General features: G+C 33.6%; 12 protein-coding genes. 1 reads left to right on the top strand and 11 read right to left on the bottom strand.

The features are described from left to right. Window positions 1-8: 8 nt before the first annotated feature. The 8 genes from ACN0WY_RS04830 to ACN0WY_RS04865 form a co-directional block, all read right to left on the bottom strand. Entirely contained in the window at window positions 9-4,442 is a 4,434-nt protein-coding gene (locus ACN0WY_RS04830; RefSeq protein WP_159612920.1) for a CusA/CzcA family heavy metal efflux RND transporter, read from the bottom strand. Window positions 4,443-4,567: 125 nt separating this feature from the next. Next, complete coding sequence (locus ACN0WY_RS04835; protein ID WP_370641893.1) at window positions 4,568-4,882, bottom strand: DUF6660 family protein; 315 nt, start codon at window positions 4,880-4,882, stop codon at window positions 4,568-4,570. A 205-nt stretch (window positions 4,883-5,087) separates the two neighbouring features. Further along, window positions 5,088-6,533: a S41 family peptidase gene (locus ACN0WY_RS04840; protein ID WP_159612759.1), complete on the bottom strand. Its 1,446-nt coding sequence runs from the start codon at window positions 6,531-6,533 to the stop codon at window positions 5,088-5,090. 217 nt (window positions 6,534-6,750) lie between these two features. Next, window positions 6,751-7,965, bottom strand: coding sequence for a site-specific integrase (locus ACN0WY_RS04845; protein ID WP_159612757.1), 1,215 nt, complete (start codon window positions 7,963-7,965; stop codon window positions 6,751-6,753). A gap of 391 nt (window positions 7,966-8,356) precedes the next feature. Next, window positions 8,357-8,527 (bottom strand): hypothetical protein, encoded by a 171-nt coding sequence (locus tag ACN0WY_RS04850; protein WP_417799675.1) that lies wholly within the window; start codon window positions 8,525-8,527, stop codon window positions 8,357-8,359. Between the two features lie 254 nt (window positions 8,528-8,781). Continuing rightward, window positions 8,782-9,879, bottom strand: a complete 1,098-nt coding sequence (locus tag ACN0WY_RS04855) for a hypothetical protein (protein WP_417799676.1) — start codon at window positions 9,877-9,879, stop codon at window positions 8,782-8,784. Further along, window positions 9,860-11,098, bottom strand: coding sequence for a DNA cytosine methyltransferase (locus tag ACN0WY_RS04860; RefSeq protein ID WP_417799677.1), 1,239 nt, complete (start codon window positions 11,096-11,098; stop codon window positions 9,860-9,862). Before ACN0WY_RS04860 ends, ACN0WY_RS04855 begins: the two co-directional genes overlap by 20 nt. After that, window positions 11,091-11,426 (bottom strand): helix-turn-helix domain-containing protein, encoded by a 336-nt coding sequence (locus tag ACN0WY_RS04865; RefSeq protein ID WP_417799678.1) that lies wholly within the window; start codon window positions 11,424-11,426, stop codon window positions 11,091-11,093. Before ACN0WY_RS04865 ends, ACN0WY_RS04860 begins: the two co-directional genes overlap by 8 nt. 614 nt (window positions 11,427-12,040) lie before the next feature. Between ACN0WY_RS04865 and cls the strand changes: the two genes are divergently transcribed. Next, entirely contained in the window at window positions 12,041-13,483 is a 1,443-nt protein-coding gene (gene cls / locus ACN0WY_RS04870) for a cardiolipin synthase (RefSeq protein WP_330488467.1), read from the top strand. 80 nt (window positions 13,484-13,563) lie between these two features. Here the strand turns inward: cls and ACN0WY_RS04875 are convergent, their stop codons facing one another. From ACN0WY_RS04875 to ACN0WY_RS04885, 3 genes are all read right to left on the bottom strand, one after another. Next, window positions 13,564-15,171: an OmpA family protein gene (locus tag ACN0WY_RS04875; RefSeq protein WP_417799679.1), complete on the bottom strand. Its 1,608-nt coding sequence runs from the start codon at window positions 15,169-15,171 to the stop codon at window positions 13,564-13,566. Between the two features lie 153 nt (window positions 15,172-15,324). Then, window positions 15,325-15,513 carry a hypothetical protein gene (locus tag ACN0WY_RS04880; protein WP_417799680.1) on the bottom strand — a complete coding sequence of 63 codons (189 nt, stop codon included), beginning with the start codon at window positions 15,511-15,513 and terminating at the stop codon, window positions 15,325-15,327. An 11-nt stretch (window positions 15,514-15,524) separates the two neighbouring features. Further along, window positions 15,525-16,460, bottom strand: coding sequence for a type IX secretion system membrane protein PorP/SprF (locus tag ACN0WY_RS04885; RefSeq protein WP_417799681.1), 936 nt, complete (start codon window positions 16,458-16,460; stop codon window positions 15,525-15,527). Window positions 16,461-16,468 lie beyond the last annotated feature (8 nt).

Genomic DNA, 16,468 nt, shown 5'->3' on the forward strand with positions numbered 1-16,468 from the left:
CTTAAATTTTATTTAGAATTTTTTAGGTAATACTCCAGTTGGTAACGACTGTCCAAGTAACTATTAAAAGCTTCCCAAGCACTTATTTCTATGCGGATAACATCTCTAATATTTTGCAAGAAAGCCACATAGTCGATAGCACCTTCCTTAAAGGCCAATATGGTACCTCTTTGCTGTTCTTTGGCCAATGGAAGTGCTTTATTTTTATAATAATCCCACGAGTTTTGCCATTTTATAAAATCTTCACGCATATTTTCATAGGCTGTTTTTAACTTTAGCTTTTCGGTATAAAAATTCTCTTCTGCTATTTTTTTGTCAATTTTTGACTTTTGTGTTCTTCCTAAATTGGCACCGAAAAACAATGGAATTTGTACTCCCACTTGATATTGATAAAATCCTGATTGCCCGTTGATTTGTTGCCTGCCGTATTGTGCCTGGAACTTTGGCAAAAATTCAGATTTTTGTACCCTGGTAACTGCCTTAGCTACCTGTATTTGTTGCTTTGAGGCTTGAAGTAATGGATGGTTTTCCAAGGATGTTGTCCTATAATCAAACGGAGCTTCTAAAGATTCCAATGAAGCATTTGGCACACTGTACAACGTATCGCTGGCAAACCATTGGTTTAACTGTTGCAATGCTTTGTTGTATTCCCTAAAAGCCTGTTCTTTTTGGATTTTGACCTCATTGGCTTGATTGGAAGTTGCCAAATATTCCAAATTAGAGGAAGCTTCGGTCTCATACCTTATTCTGGCCGCTCTCTCAATATCCTGAAAAACGGAATCCATGTGTTTATATACCAAATATGTTTTTCGTTTTGTGTACACATTTGCCCAAGCCCTGCTTACCTCTCGTTCCACTTCCAGGGCAGTTAGGTTGACAAGGTTTTCCGCCAAATGGATACGTTCCTTTTGCAACTTTAATTTGGGAACAATCCCAAACACATTGATGTCCTGCTGTTGCACCCCGATGGTATTGGATACACCGTTTTCTCCATTGCCTACTTCTTCCTTTCCAGTAAATATTTGGGTATTTCCAAAATCAAAGGCAGTTTTTCGCATCGCTTTCTCGCCTTCAATTCCAAGTTTTGCAGCTTTTAAACTCGGGTAATTGGCAATTGCCATTTTCTTGGCTTTTTCCAGGCTTATCGTTGGCAAACTATCCTGTAGGGTTATTTTGTTTTCCAATATACTTTCTTGAGCAGAAGCTGGAATGGCAAAACCCAATACACAGCCTACGATTAAAACGGTAGTTATAGCACTTGGCTTCAATGAAGAAAGCTTCTTTTTACCTTTGTTTTCTCCCCGCTTTTCAATGAATGTATATAAAATTGGAAGTACAATTAATGTTAGTAAAGTTGCCGTTAGCATACCTCCTATGACCACGGTTGCCAATGGTCGTTGTACTTCGGCACCAGCCGATGATGAAAATGCCATAGGCATAAAGCCTAAAATATCTGTAGTTGCTGTTAACATAATGGGGCGTATTCTTTCTTTTGTTCCTGTTACTATTCTTTCCCGTATGCTTGTTACACCTTCTTCCTTTAAGGAGTTAAATCGGTTTATAAGCACCAATCCGTTCAGAACGGCAACCCCAAACAATACTATAAACCCAACACCCGCAGAAATACTGAATGGCATATCCCGTAACCATAGGGCAAATATGCCGCCGATGGCCGCCAATGGGATGGCGATGTATATCATTATGGATTGTGAAAACGATTTTAGAGCAAAGTACAGGAGCACAAAGATCAAGAACAGTGCTATGGGCACTACGATGGTCAACCGTTCTTTGGCACGTACCAGATTTTCAAACTCACCGCCATAGGTAATATAATACCCCGGTGGCAGTTCTAGCTCGGCATCCAATTTCTGTTGAATATCGGTTACCACGGATTCCACATCACGTCCTCTTGTATTTATACCTACATAGGTTCTACGAAAAGTATTGTCGCGGGATATCTGCATGGGCCCTGGCACATAGCTTATGTCCGCCACTTCTTTGATGGGAACTTGGGTGCCATCGGGCAAATCGACATATAAAGCGCGTAAATTTTCGATGCTTTTGCGGTGCTCCTCATCAAATCGGATAACCATATCAAAGCGTTTTTCCCCTTCAAAAATGACACCTGCATTACCACCGGCGAATGCGGCACTTATGTAACTGTTTACCTTCTCGATATCCAGTCCGTACTGTGCCATCTTTTTTCGATTGTACCTTACGGTCATCTGTGGCAAGCCTGATGTCCGCTCTGGATTGACATCGCCCACGCCCGGAACGGTTTGGATAATGGCAGCCATTTCTTCTGCCTTTTTGGAAAGGACCTCTAAATCTTCGCCATACAATTTTACGGCAACGTCTTCCCGAACTCCTGTTAGCAGTTCGTTAAAACGCAGTTCCACAGGTTGGCTAAATACTAGGTTTACCCCTGTAAGTTCACTATCCAGTTTATCCTTGATTTTATCGATGAGTTCTTCTTTTGATTTTGCCGAAGTCCATTTGTCCATATCTTTTTCCAAGATGATGAACATATCGGCAATATCCATCGGCATTGGGTCGGTAGGGATATCGGCAACACCAATTCTGGCAACTGCTGTCTTTACTTCTGGAAAGTTCTTGATAAGTACACTCTCTATTTTGTTTGATACATCGATAGCTTCTGTTAATCCTGTTCCCGGTCTTAACAGCGCTTGCATGGCAAGGTCTCCTTCGTCCAATTGAGGTACAAATTCGCCTCCCATTCTTGAGAATACAAACCCTGAAACAAGAAGTAAAACTACAGCTGCTCCTATAACTAAGGATTTTGCTTTTAATGCCCCTTTTAAAAGTGGTAGATAGGCTTTTTGGATACTACCTATAATATTATCACTGATTTTCTCCAACCAACTTTCAAATTTCCCGAACCAATTGTTTTTGTTTTTAACGGGTTTCATAAATAGAGCAGACATCATCGGAACATAGGTCAAGCAGAGGAAAATAGCCCCAAGCATGGCAAACCCAAAGGTAAACGCCATAGGACGGAACATCTTGCCTTCAACTCCTGTTAAAAAAAGAATAGGCGCAAATACGATTAGAATGATGATTTGCCCAAAAAAAGCAGAGCCCATCATGGTGCTTCCCGCTTCATAGGCAACTTCATCCATAATACCTTGATTGAATTTGAGCTTTCCGGAACGTATTCGTTTTTGGATTTCATAGACCGTCCCTTCTATGATAATTACCGCCCCATCTATAATGATTCCAAAATCGATAGCTCCCAAGCTCATTAAGTTAGCCCAAACTCCAAATTGTTTCATCAAGATAAAAGCAAAGAGCAACGATAGGGGTATGGTTGTGGCAGTTATCAATCCGCCCCTTAAACTTCCCAATAAAAAGACCAGGGCAAAAATGACGATAAGTGCACCTTCCAAAAGGTTTTGTGTTACGGTACTGGTGGTTCGTTCTATGAGATTGCTTCTATCCAAAAAGGGTTTGATTTCCAACCCTTCAGGTAAAGACTTTTCAACGTTTTGCATTCTTTCCTGAACATTGGCAATCACTTTATTGGGATTGGCTCCTTTCATCATCAACACCATTCCACCAACGGCTTCGCGACCATCTTGTGTAAAGGCTCCGTAACGTACTTGGTTTCCAAATTGTACTTTTTCGGCAGCATCTCCTATGGTAATCGGGAGTCCATTTTCATTTTTTATGGCGATGGCCTTGATATCGTCCAAAGACCTTATGAGTCCTTCCCCCCGGATGAAGTTTGCCATTTTACTTTTTTCAATATAGGCACCTCCTGTATTGACATTGTTCCTTTCCAAAGCGGCAAATACCTCGGATATGGAAACACCTATGGCATTTAGCTTTTCGGGGTTTATGGCTATTTCGTATTGTTTTATGTTGCCACCAAAAGAGTTGACTTCCACAACACCATCCAAGAGAGTCATTTGGCGTTTTACGATCCAATCCTGTATGGTACGGAGATCGGTAGGGGAGTATTTGCTTTCAAAGCTCTTTTTTGGTTTTATGGTATATTGGTATATTTCCCCTAAACCGGTGGTAATCGGTCCCATGGAAGGGCTCCCAAATTTTTCTGGGATGCTTTCCCTAACCTCGTTCAGTTTCTCTTGTACCAATTGTCTAGGTTTGTAAATGCCCATGTCATCATCGAATACGATGGTTACTACGGAAAGCCCAAAACGGGAAATAGAACGGATTTCGGTTACATTGGGCAAGTTGCCCATGGCCAGTTCCACGGGATAGGTCACGAATTGTTCAATATCTTCGGTAGCGAGGTTTTCAGATACGGTGATGACCTGTACCTGGTTGTTTGTGATATCTGGCACCGACCCCAGATTTACGGTAGACATGGACCAAATACCGGTTATGATAAGCGCCAATGTCAGTAGTCCAACAATAAATTTATTATTGATGGAGAATAAAATGATTTTATTGATCATTATGAAAAAAATTAATTCAGTTAAACTTTTCGCTAAAGTTTGCATGAGGCAAAATCAACGCAATGAAAGTTCAGACCTATCGAGCAGAAGGGTCTAAAAAGGATGTAGTTGTCCTAAAAACTGAATTAAACCTGGGGTGGTTGTAGTAGGGAGTGGGTATATTCTTTACCTATGTTATCGAAATGGATAATGGGTTCGAAAGGGAAGTCCATAACGATTGGCTCAAAATCTGGGAGTCCAAAATTTATGGTATGTACATGGCAGCAGTGACAGGTGCAAAATGGACTGCATAAGTCAGAAGTACCATTTTCGGAATGGTCTGTGTGATCATTCATCACAGTTTCCATTTGATTGTCATTCGTAGAAAAATTCACATCACTACAGGGTAGCCCATTAAGAGCTAGAAGATAAAAGATTAATATGAGTGCTGTTATTTTCACAATACAAAGATACAAAATTAACAATGCACAACTTGTGCAAATATAGTTACGATGCTATTTTAATAACAAATAACATATGTTATATCTTCTTTATATATTACTTATTAAGTACATTTATCAAATATGCATACTGATAGCTTTTTTGAAGTATGAACTTACTCAATTTCTTAATGTATATAACGTAAAATTAAGTAAGGTTGATCAGTTATTTTTTAATCATGTAATAAATTTCTAATAATCCTGCATCTTGCTCATTTAGAAAATATTTATACTTTTTCTCGTTAGAAATATTTATATCAGGCATTATTTTTAGTTCTGGAACATTATTTTCTATTTGAGAGCTGAAACTAATTTCCATTAAAGGAACATCAAGCAGTATTCCTGTGCCAGGTAATTTATATGTAATCAATTGACCTGCGGTGATATTATGGTGTGATCCGCCAATTTCTTCTCCAATAATTTTACCTCGTGACTCACTCTTAAATAATGCTGTAAAATAAGATGCTGCAGAAACTGTTCTACCTCCTATTAAGAGGTATACTGGTCCTTTAAAAACATTTTCTTGAGGAGTTATTTTATTGTTTTTAGCAAAAAATAATTCATAGTAATCACCCTTTTTAGTGAAGTCATTTTTAATAGAATTTATATATTTATCTATGGAAGCTGTATTTTGAAATGTATTTTCAGCTATGGATTGAATGTATTCTTTATAAGGAATATTAAAATCAGGAACTCTTGCAGAAACTGTTTCTAGAAAAGGTTTTTGCGCTATATATGAAAAAAGCAATGCAGGAATTAAAAGATTTCCTCCAGTATTATATCTCAAATCGATTACAAGGTTCTTAGCATTTTTATTTTTTATTTCGTCAAAAATAGTTTTAAAATATTCGTTAAAATCGTCATACTCACCTTTGAAAGAGTTTAATTGAAGATAATATGCAGACCCGTCTTCAAAATATTGAGTATTAGCAACATTATCTAACCCATTTCTTTGTAGTGGAAAAACCATACTATCATTAAATAATTTAACTCTTTCTTCTACAGTTAATGGCGATAATACTGTTTTTTGTATGGTTTTACTTTCTGGACTTTGATAAACTATCTCAAAATTATCTACTTTTCCAAATTCTATAAAGTAATGAATGTCGAATTGCATTTCTATTGATCGTTTTGAAACAGCATCATTTTCAGGTAACATTATAGATAATATATCATTTGTGTTTACCCCATTGATACTGGAAATAATAGATCCAAAAGGAATACTTAAGTTTTTAGCATTTACAATTAATCGATTCCCTATAATATTAACAGGTAATGGGAAAAGCACTTTTTTATCTTTTATTAAAGACATTATAGCTTCTTCAGGAAGTGAATACATGCCGTGTTCATCCGATTTTGTATCTGCTTCAGATTTAGATAAAAACTTCATAAACTCAAATAAGGTCAACGATTTATCTACTAACTTCTTTGATTGTTCATTAAAAACACTATCAAATTCATTCTTATCGGTTTCATTGAATCTGGGAGATAGCTCTCTAATGATTGTCTTAATAATATTGTAGTCTTCTAATAATATTTCTGTTTTTATTTTTTCTTGAGAAAATAGAACTGAAGATAAAAGTAAAGGTAGGGCGAGTACTAGTTTTTTCATTTTAAATTGAGATTTCGTTTACTGTATCAAGTATAGTGCCATAATTTTATTAAGATAAAAAAGAATTGTACCCGAGAAGGCTTAAAGTTTAATGTTATTAATTTTATATGCTTATTTTTCTTTTTTGATTTATAAGTTAACATGTTTAGAATTAAAATAATAACAATTCTATTTAAGTTTCGTTTTACCTTTTGAGTTGGTTTGCGAAAATCTGATATTAAAAATTAACTACACTACTCAAAGCATCATCTGCTTCTTTATGAATAAAATTAGCTTGATAGTTCAATGTGGTTTTTAAATCGCTATGGCGATACAGTTTTTGCAACATTAAAGGATGAATGGTATCACCAGCTATATTTCCGAAGGTATGTCTCGCAATATGCATTGTGATTTTCTTGTCTATTTTTGCCTTTTTAGCAATAGACTTTAGATTATCATTAAATTTCTTGTTAGCTGTCTTTCTTTTGTTATAAACATCTTTGGCATTATCGAGATTTGCTTTTTTCAGTTCAGGAAAAACAAAATCTGTTGCATATCTTTTATCTTTTCTGTAGTAGTCTAAAATTTTGAAAACCTTATCAGGTATTTTTAATGACAATAATTTTGAATTCTTATTCATTCTATAATGCAACCTTTTATCATAAATGTCAGACCACTTTGTTAACAATACATCGGTAACTCTCATTCCGGCAAAATTAAAACTGAAGAGCCAAACATTTCGCGTATGCACCTCGCTTAATGTCAAATTTTCAAGAGCTTCTATAGCTCTTACTTCAATAATATTCAGACCAACCTTACTCGTTTCTGGAAACTTAATTTTAATCTTGTCGCCGCCAAAAGGATATAATTCCCTACTAACTATCTTTAGCTTTATGGCTCTATTAAATAATAAGCGAATGAGAACTAAGACATTCATTATTGATGTTTCTGAGAGTCCGTGATTAGACTTCAAATATAGCATCAGCTTTTTAAGAAAGCGTTCATCTATTTCCTGAAATGCGAGCTGTTTTGATTTATTGAATTTTATGATATAGCTAATCAAAGCACTATCAGTTGATAGACGATTCAATTTTTTGCCAATTTCCAATTCGTCAAGATGCTCTTGAGCTAGTTCAAAAAAGGTAGAAGAATTTCCCGACGCATAAATCTCTTTTTTGATTTGATTGGCAGACGCATCTTTATATTCGGATTGCAAGTCAATCAGTGCTTTGTTTGCATTTGAGAGTTCTTTTGATAGCAGTTTATTTAAACTATCAGCATTTGGATTAGATTTTCTTACTCGAATATTTTTTTCGTCCCAATCTTCTAAATCGATATAATGACCAACGTATTGATATGTTGAACGACGATTTTTTGTGATTCGAATAGCTAATGGATAGAGTCCTTTACTGTTCGGTTTTTTGCGAAGAACTATCTTGGCGTTTGATGACATAATTGACCTATTTTGAGTACGAAAGTCAAATCAGGTACAACATAGGTACAACATTGTGATTTTTGCTTAGCTTTTGATTTATACCTTTGATAAAGGTACGAAATTATTGGGCTTTTTAGGTACAACATAGGTACAACAAATGTTGGTATTAACTGATATTAATTGACTTTAAATAAAATGATTAAAAACATAAATCATTGAAAATGAGTTATTTTGTGTTTTATTGGTGCAATATATACCAGACTTAGGATCTAGTGCCGTGAGGTGTGAGAGTTCGAGTCTCTCCGCCCGTACTAATTAAAAAACGTTTTAGATTTTTCTAAAACGTTTTTTTTATGTCAAATTTTAAAAGAGTACACATAAAAGCACACAAAGTCAATAGTTTATGTTACTATGTTAAATGCTGGTTTTTAGTTGGTTTATTATAAAAATCTTCTTCGGTAAATTCTGGAGGTAGTATAATTCCAGAAGGGTTTTCTATAACTTTTAAGAATAATTCTCTTTCGGTTTCATTAAGAGCGATGAATTGCTCTATTGCATATAAAAGTTTATTTTCTTTCATTATTCAATGTCAATAGTCTCGTGTATGATTAGTAGCAGATTTTTAATTATAAACTCTTAAGTTTTAATAGATTTTGTAATATATTTTAGTCTTGTTATACCACTTATATTAGCTATTACATATACACGTTGTTCTCTGCTGGCTTTACTCATTCCGTTTGTTAATAAGAGTTGGTAAAGACATACTCTTTTGTAATTTTCACCTTGTGTGTAGATGAAGTGAATTGTATATGTGTGTGGCTTTAGCGTAGGATTTTACATTGCAGAGATTATTTCGTTCCATTTTTTCTTATGTTCAAATTTCAAAGCGGTATCATTTTCAATTAAATCCACATAATTTGAAATAAATTCAGATGTTTCTGATAAAAGACGTAAATAATATTTCAATGAGTTTATAAGCCCATTTGCAATGACGTGACAGCCGTGGATATTCTTTATTCGTTCAATTTCTTTCTCAATGTTATTCATTTCACTGCCTTCAATATCAGCTGTAGATAGTAAATAATATCTATTTACTTGTGTTGTTTTGAATTTCTCAAAAGCGTCTTTGATCAATTGAGTAGTTATTGGTATTCCGTGTTTGACTTCAACAGCTTCAAATGCTCTTCCATTTTTATCAACAATATCAATATCTCCTATTCTACCACTTCTAGAATCAGCGGAAGTATGACTTTCGATTTCTAAAAGTTCTTTGTTTTCAAACCTTTTTGCTTCTTTCATTAGGCATTCATAGGCAGCAAATAGGGCTAAGACAGGAAGACGTGAAGCTCCTTCTGCAATATAGGTCGAATTAAAATGTTTTGTCAGCAAATCAATAATGGTTGCTATAGGCAAGTTTAAAGGTTTTGCAAGGTTGATTTTTTGACTGTTTCTTTTGATAATTAGTCCTTGCATTAAATAGCTCAAACACAAATCTAGATTATTGCCTTTTTGAATAAAATCAATGGTCTCCAAAAAAGATGTTTTTAATGTAGCAGGTCTTATTGCACCCGAATAATCTTTGTTATAAGGCACTTTCTGTTCCAACGAACGTGTCAGCCAGCCACTCTCTGCCATAGCAGGGAATTTTACACTTTTTAAAAAAGGTGTAATGTATTTGGTGTCAAATGTTCTACCTGAGTAACCATTTTCAATACTAGTTTGATGATTTCTAATATCTTGCTCTGGATTCAATGACTTATAGACTAAGCTCGTTAGGATTACGGTTAGTACTCCTTTTGAGGATTCAGATTTACTAAGAATTACATCTAAATGTTTAGTGATCTCAATACTTAAATTTGATTTTATGTTATCGTTAGAACCAACAAGTTTTATTGATTCATCAAATGCTTTTTTAAGAAATGTGTTCGGCATCTAATATTTTGATTGGTGTTAATAATTGTTCTTTTACTTGAGTTGCAACTTCTTTAATCATTGGAATAGCTACAGAGTTACCTACTTGTTTATATAGCTCCGAACGATTATTGATTAACTTAAAATTTTTAGGGAATCCCATAATCCTATAGCATTCCTGAATAGTTAGTTTTCTAACTCGTTTTTTGTGATAAATCCAAAATCGACCTGAAGATTCCTGAGAGGGTAATGCAGGGTGTACACCGTCAGTTGAATATATTCTATTAGGTTGTTTATGAACTCTTGATAAGTGTTCGGTATTTGGTCTTACACCTGCTTTTCTAATAGTTTTATTTCGATAACCTGCAAAAATTAATCCTGAATCTTGAGTTTTCATTTTACCAAGAATCGTATAGGGTTCTTCTAAAAATTCAAAGTCATTTTTTTTGTCTAAAAAGTTTTTTAAAATTGGTTTATCCTGAGTTTTCAGTTTAGTAAAATCAAATTTCTTTTTCTTATGCCCAACAATTATTATTCTTTCACGATTCTGAGGTACACCAAAATCAGATGCATTAAGTACTTTTTGAGAAACTTTATATCCTAATTTTTCAAGATGTCGAATAATAGTGGCTAGTGTTCTCCTCTTATCGTGATATAATAAGTGCTTAACATTTTCAAGTAAAACAACCTCTGGGTTTCTTTTTTCAATTATTTCAAAAACGTGATAAATCAGAGTTCCTCTTGTATCCTCAAAACCTTTCATTTTTCCTGATATACTAAATGGCTGACACGGAAAACCTGCACACAATACATTGTGTTTTGGAACAATATCTAAATTAAGTTTTGTAATATCCCCAAAAGGAACTTCTCCGAAGTTTAATTCATAAGCTCTTTGGGCGTGAAAGTTAAACTCTGATGAAAAGACACATTTACCACCAATTTCCTGCATTGGAATTCTAAAACCACCTATTCCAGCGAATAAGTCGATAAACGTAAATTCAGGATTTTGTGGGCTTGGAAATGGAATATCCCAATTAATCGGAAGTATTGCTTGTAACTCTGGTTCAGATACAATATTAAGGTCATTGTTCTGGAAATATCTTATTGCCCTGTCTTTAAATGATTTAGATATTCCATTTGTATGGTTATGTAAATAATGAGTAAAAAATGCTAAGTCCTCAGCATTCCCATTCATATTTTCTATGTTTAAATTCTTACGAAGTTTTGAATATCTAAGCATTTTTAAAATTTATTTTTCCTTGTTTCAAATTTGTAAGTTTCTTGTATTCAGCTTTCTGTTCTGCTAACTTTAACAATTCACTCGAATTTTTCTTAGGGTAAATCATTTCAGCAATTTTTTCGCTGTAATATTCCTTTTCCAATTGTTCAATATCTAAATTGAGGGTAGTAGCTAGTTTTGGTAAAATATCCTCTGGAATATTTCTTTTTCCGTTTTCAATTTTAGATAAAGTTGATTGGTCAATATCAAGTGCTGCTGCCAGTTTAGTTAGGGTTAAAGAGGCATCTGTTCTTAGTTTATGTATATATTTTCCAAAAGTTTCTTTCATCTCCTTGAAATTTACGCCTTGACAATTTTGTCAAAAATAATAAAATTGTTGAAATAAATATCAAATTTATGTTGGTAAGTTTTAGCTCTTTTGGTTTTTAGAGCGTTGAAATTATGGGGGAGAAAAAAACAAAAGCTCTAAAACGCACGAGTGATTTTTAGCTTGCAGAGAACTAGTTTATATATGTATAATAATACAATATTTTTAAAAATAAAATTTATACTTTAAATATCCTTAGGGAAAACCGTAATAAGAGTAAGGTTTTGCTTGTACTACAGTTTTTATCTAGGGAGACATTAAATAAAAAGTGTTGTAATTGTGTTAAGAACAATAAGTTAAGTTAGAATTTAATATCTTGTTTGGTGTACAAAAAAGTACACTAAATAATAGTATTAATCAATCTTCCTTTTTTAAAACGATAGACTTCAGTTGATTGGATTTGTGTAAAATACTAGTCTAGACCTAGGTTAGTGCCGTGAGGTACGAGAGTTCGAATCTGCTCCTCGCTACTTAAATTTCAGGAATCCCTAAAACCATTAGGGTTTTTATTTTTTTGGCACTCATTATAAGAGTTTCAATATTTTAAATATCTTTAGCAAAAAAGATATTTTATTTTGATAACAACACTACTTATAATTTTATATGTAGCCATTATTGTTGCAGTTGCTGTTATTATCATTAATACGTCAACACCACCTAAGGCAATAGCTTATTTGTTTTTACTCATCTTATTTCCAGTAGGAGGGATTATTATCTATTTAATGGTTGGAATAAATCACAGAACGTATAAATTGTATAATAAAAAGCTAGAAGTTGACAAAAACATTTTCTTTGAACTTAAAGAGAAACTAAAAAAGTATAATGAAAAAATACTAGCAACATCTAAAAGTCATTTAGGACATTTTTATAATCTGACGAAGTTTATACATAAAGAAAATGTTTTAACCAATAATAACAAAGTTAGTTTGCTTTTAAATGGAGAGCGTAAGTTTCCTGAGGTAATAAAGGCTTTAAAAGCAGCAAAAAATCATATACATATAGAGTATTATATTTTTCAAAATGACACTATAGGTAGGCAAATAGGAGATGTTTTAAAAGAAAAAGCAAAAGAAGGAGTCAAAGTACGTTTTATTTATGACGATTTTGGAAGTAAAGATATTCGCAAGTCGTTTGTAAAATCTTTAGTTGATAGTGGGGTAGAGGCTTTCCCTTTTTATAAAATCAAATGGTTATTGTTAGCTAATAGAATTAATTATCGAAATCATAGAAAAATTATTGTAGTTGATGGTAAGGTTGGTTTTGTAGGGGGAGTAAATGTTTCAGAGCGCTATATTAATCCTAATAAGTTTAATTGTTATTGGAGAGATACACATGTTAAAATTGAAGGACTAGCTGTTTTAAACTTACAACGAGTTTTTTTAGCAGATTGGAATTTTTGTGCGAATCAAAATGTCATTATTGAGGAAGAACTTTTTCCAGCGGAAGTTCAAGAAAAAACCAATGAACATAAACAATTAGTTCAGGTAATTTCTAGCGGACCAGATTCTGATCATCCAGACATTATGTATGCGCTCATTCAAGCAATTTTATTGTCAAAAAAAGAAATCCTAATCACAACTCCTTATTTTGTCCCCAGAACCTCTTTTTTAGATGCTCTTAAAATAGCTAGTTTGAGTGGAGTTACAATAAAACTATTGGTGCCAAGTATTTCAGATTCGAAATTAGTTAATGCGGTGTCAAATTCTTTTTATAAAGAAGTATTAGAAATAGGAGTAGAGGTGTATAGGTATAAAAAAGGATTTGTACATGCAAAAACAATGGTGTTTGATGAGTTAATTTGTTCTGTTGGAACAGCAAATTTAGATGAGCGTAGTTTTGATTTAAATTTTGAAATTAACGCATTGATTTATGATAAAGATTTCGCAAGTCAGTTAAAAGACGCTTTTATAGAAGATTTAAAACACAGTGAGAAAATAGAGTTAAATCAGTGGAACAATAGACCAGTATTGATACGTTTTACGGAGAGATTAGCTCGATTATTAGCTCCTATTTTATAGTTAAGTAAACATTAGAAACGATAAAACCTCTTTATTTAAAGAGGTTTTATCGTTAAAAGTACTTTGTAAAATAGCTGTCTTTATTCTTTAATGATAAACATAGATCTACGGTTGAGTTGATGTTCGTTTTCTGTACAGGTACTTTGGTTGGTGCATTTGTTAATGAGTTCAGATTCTCCATATCCTTTTGCCGTTAACCTTGTGCTGTCAATTCCCTTTTTTAACAACCAGTTCAATGTGGCTTGTGCTCTACTTTCAGATAATTTTAAATTGTAAGAATCCTTACCTCTAGCGTCTGTGTGTGATTCAATATGAATTTTTAAAGCAGGATACTCATTTAAGGCGGTTAAAATTTTAGCTAACTCAATTTCTGCATCTGGACGGATATTGGATTTATCATAATTAAAGTAAATAGGTTGTAGGGTTAATTTGCAGCCTAAATCGTTAGGAGGACATGGATCAGTAAGTTCTAAATCTAAAGACATATTTAATTTTATAGGCATTTTAATAGTCTTAGGATTGCTTGGAGTTTCTATAACTTTTTCTTTTGGATTGTATTTTTCTTTCTTTGCTCTCAAAGTATACTGTTCTTGACAATCTAAAAGAAATGAAAAAGTAGCATCACTACCTACAGTAACTGTTTTAACTTCATTATTGTTACTGTCTAGTAGGGTAACTTCTGTATTTGGAATTAACTTACCAGTTTTTTTATCAGTTACAGGTCCCTGAATGGTAATTTCACAACGCTCCCAAATTTGATAAATATCATCACTTTTACTTCCTTTTTTACCATCACGATTGGATGTAAAATATCCAATTCTGTCTTCTTTCAGAATAAAACCAAAATCATCTTTTGAACTATTTATCGGTTCTCCAAAAGTAGAAATTTCACCATGAGAGTTTTTGTTTAATTGTGTTACAAAAATATCTAATCCCCCCATTCCCGAATGTCCATCACTAGAGAAGTACAGGTTGTTTTCGTCGCTTACAAATGGAAAAGTTTCTCTTTCAGGAGTGTTTATTTTATTACCAAGATTTACAGGTTTTGTGTAAATATCTTCGCCCAATATTTTTACAAACCAAATATCAGACATCCCCAAACTACCGGGCATATCTGAAGAAAAGTATAGCTTGTCTTCTTTAGGGCTAAGAGTTGGGTGTCCTACAGAGTAAGCATCGTTGTTAAAAGGGAGTTCTTGTACATTTCCCCAAGTATCTCCGTTTTTAGTAGCCTTGTATATTTTGAGTCTGACCACATGATTTTTATCTTTTTTCTTTTTACCGTTTAAATAATTATTTCTAGTAAAATACATAGTGTTTCCATCTTTTGTAAAAACAGCGGTAGATTCATGATAGGGTGAATTAACGTTTTTGTCAAAAGCTGTTACTTGTCCAAAATTCATATTTTTATCTAATGGAACTTGATACAGGTTTAAAAATGGTTGATTGTCCCATCCTGCAAGTTTAGTAGATTGCTCTTTTGATAATGTTGGATTTCTTCTACTTGATGCAAAAACAATATTGTTGCCATAAAAAGCAGTACCAAAATCTGAATATGCTGTATTAACAGGAATCTTTTCTATTTCAAAAAGTTTGTCGTGTACTCCTTTTTTAAACAAAGTATCGGCAACATTTTTATAGGTTTCTAAAGAAATAACTTTCCCTCCTTTAGATTTGTATATATTCATAAGTTTTTGAGCTTCCTCAGGTTGGTTGATGCTCTTTAAACATTGGGCTGCTCTAAAATAGTCGATTGTAAGAGCTTCGTTTGGAAATCGTTCTATTAAGTTGTAATACCACTTTGCAGCTTTTGAATAATCACTGTTAAAATAGTATGTATTTCACAGTTTTCTATATATTTCAGCTGATCCGTAGTTCTTTTCAACAACTTTTAAATAGATTTTTCGAGCATCTATAAAGTCGTAGGTGTTATACTTGGTGTTTGCCTTTTCAACCAAAGCTATTTGAGCAAAAGAAGAAAGATTTATGAGAGCAAATAAAAAGAAGAAAATAAAATAATGCTTTTTCATGATATAAGAGTTTAAAAGAATCGAGGTGTTAGTATACGTTCAGGATTATTAAAGACATCAAACCGCAGAAAGAATTCGTAAGAGCCATCACTGTGCTCTTCTATATCTGTGGTTTGAAAATCATATCCCATTCCTAAAAATAACTGACTAGTTATTTGAAATCCTGCCATGGCGCTGATTGCTGCGTCCCATCGATAGGAAGCACCAAGAGTAAATTTATCATTGAATAAAAAATTCGCAGACAAATCTGCTTGTAAAGGAGAGCCGTTAACCCACTTTAACATTGTAGCAGGTTTAAATTTTAGGCTTTCACTAATATTAAAGACGTAACCAGCTATTAAGAAGTAATGTAAGCGCTCAATAGCGATTGCATTTTCATCACTGTTATTGGTGTTGTTTGAATTATAATGTTTTGAGTTGAAAAAATTAGGTACTGATAAACCAAGATAGAGTTTGTCGTTATTATAGTAAATACCCGCACCTATTTGAGCTTGCATTTTTTTGTCGATGTTCTCTGCAAACTGCCAGTCGTTATTGTCATATATGTTTAGTTTAGAGTAATCTACATCAAGTATGCTGAGCCCTCCTTTAATTCCGAAAGATATTCTAGCATGTCCTGATAGAAGTAAGGAATAGGCATAATCTATGGTAATGCCAGTTTCGTTAGAAGGGCCTATTTTATCATTAATAATAGAAAGTCCTATGGCATTTCGTTTTAGAGTACCCAAAGGCACATTAAAAGTAAAAGTACCCGTATTGGGTGCTCCTTCAAATCCAGCCCATTGTGTTCTGTAGAGCAAACCTAAGCCAAGAGCATTTTTAGAACCAATATAACCTGGATTTACCACCTGGGTATTGTACATGTATTGAGTGTACTGTGGGTCTTGTTGAGAAAAACACACATGTACACTAATAATTATGAAGAGTAATATAGAATAATGTTTCATTAGGTTTT

Origin of the sequence: Tenacibaculum sp. (assembly GCF_048269885.1) — a bacterium.
Classification (GTDB): Bacteria; Bacteroidota; Bacteroidia; order Flavobacteriales; family Flavobacteriaceae; genus Polaribacter.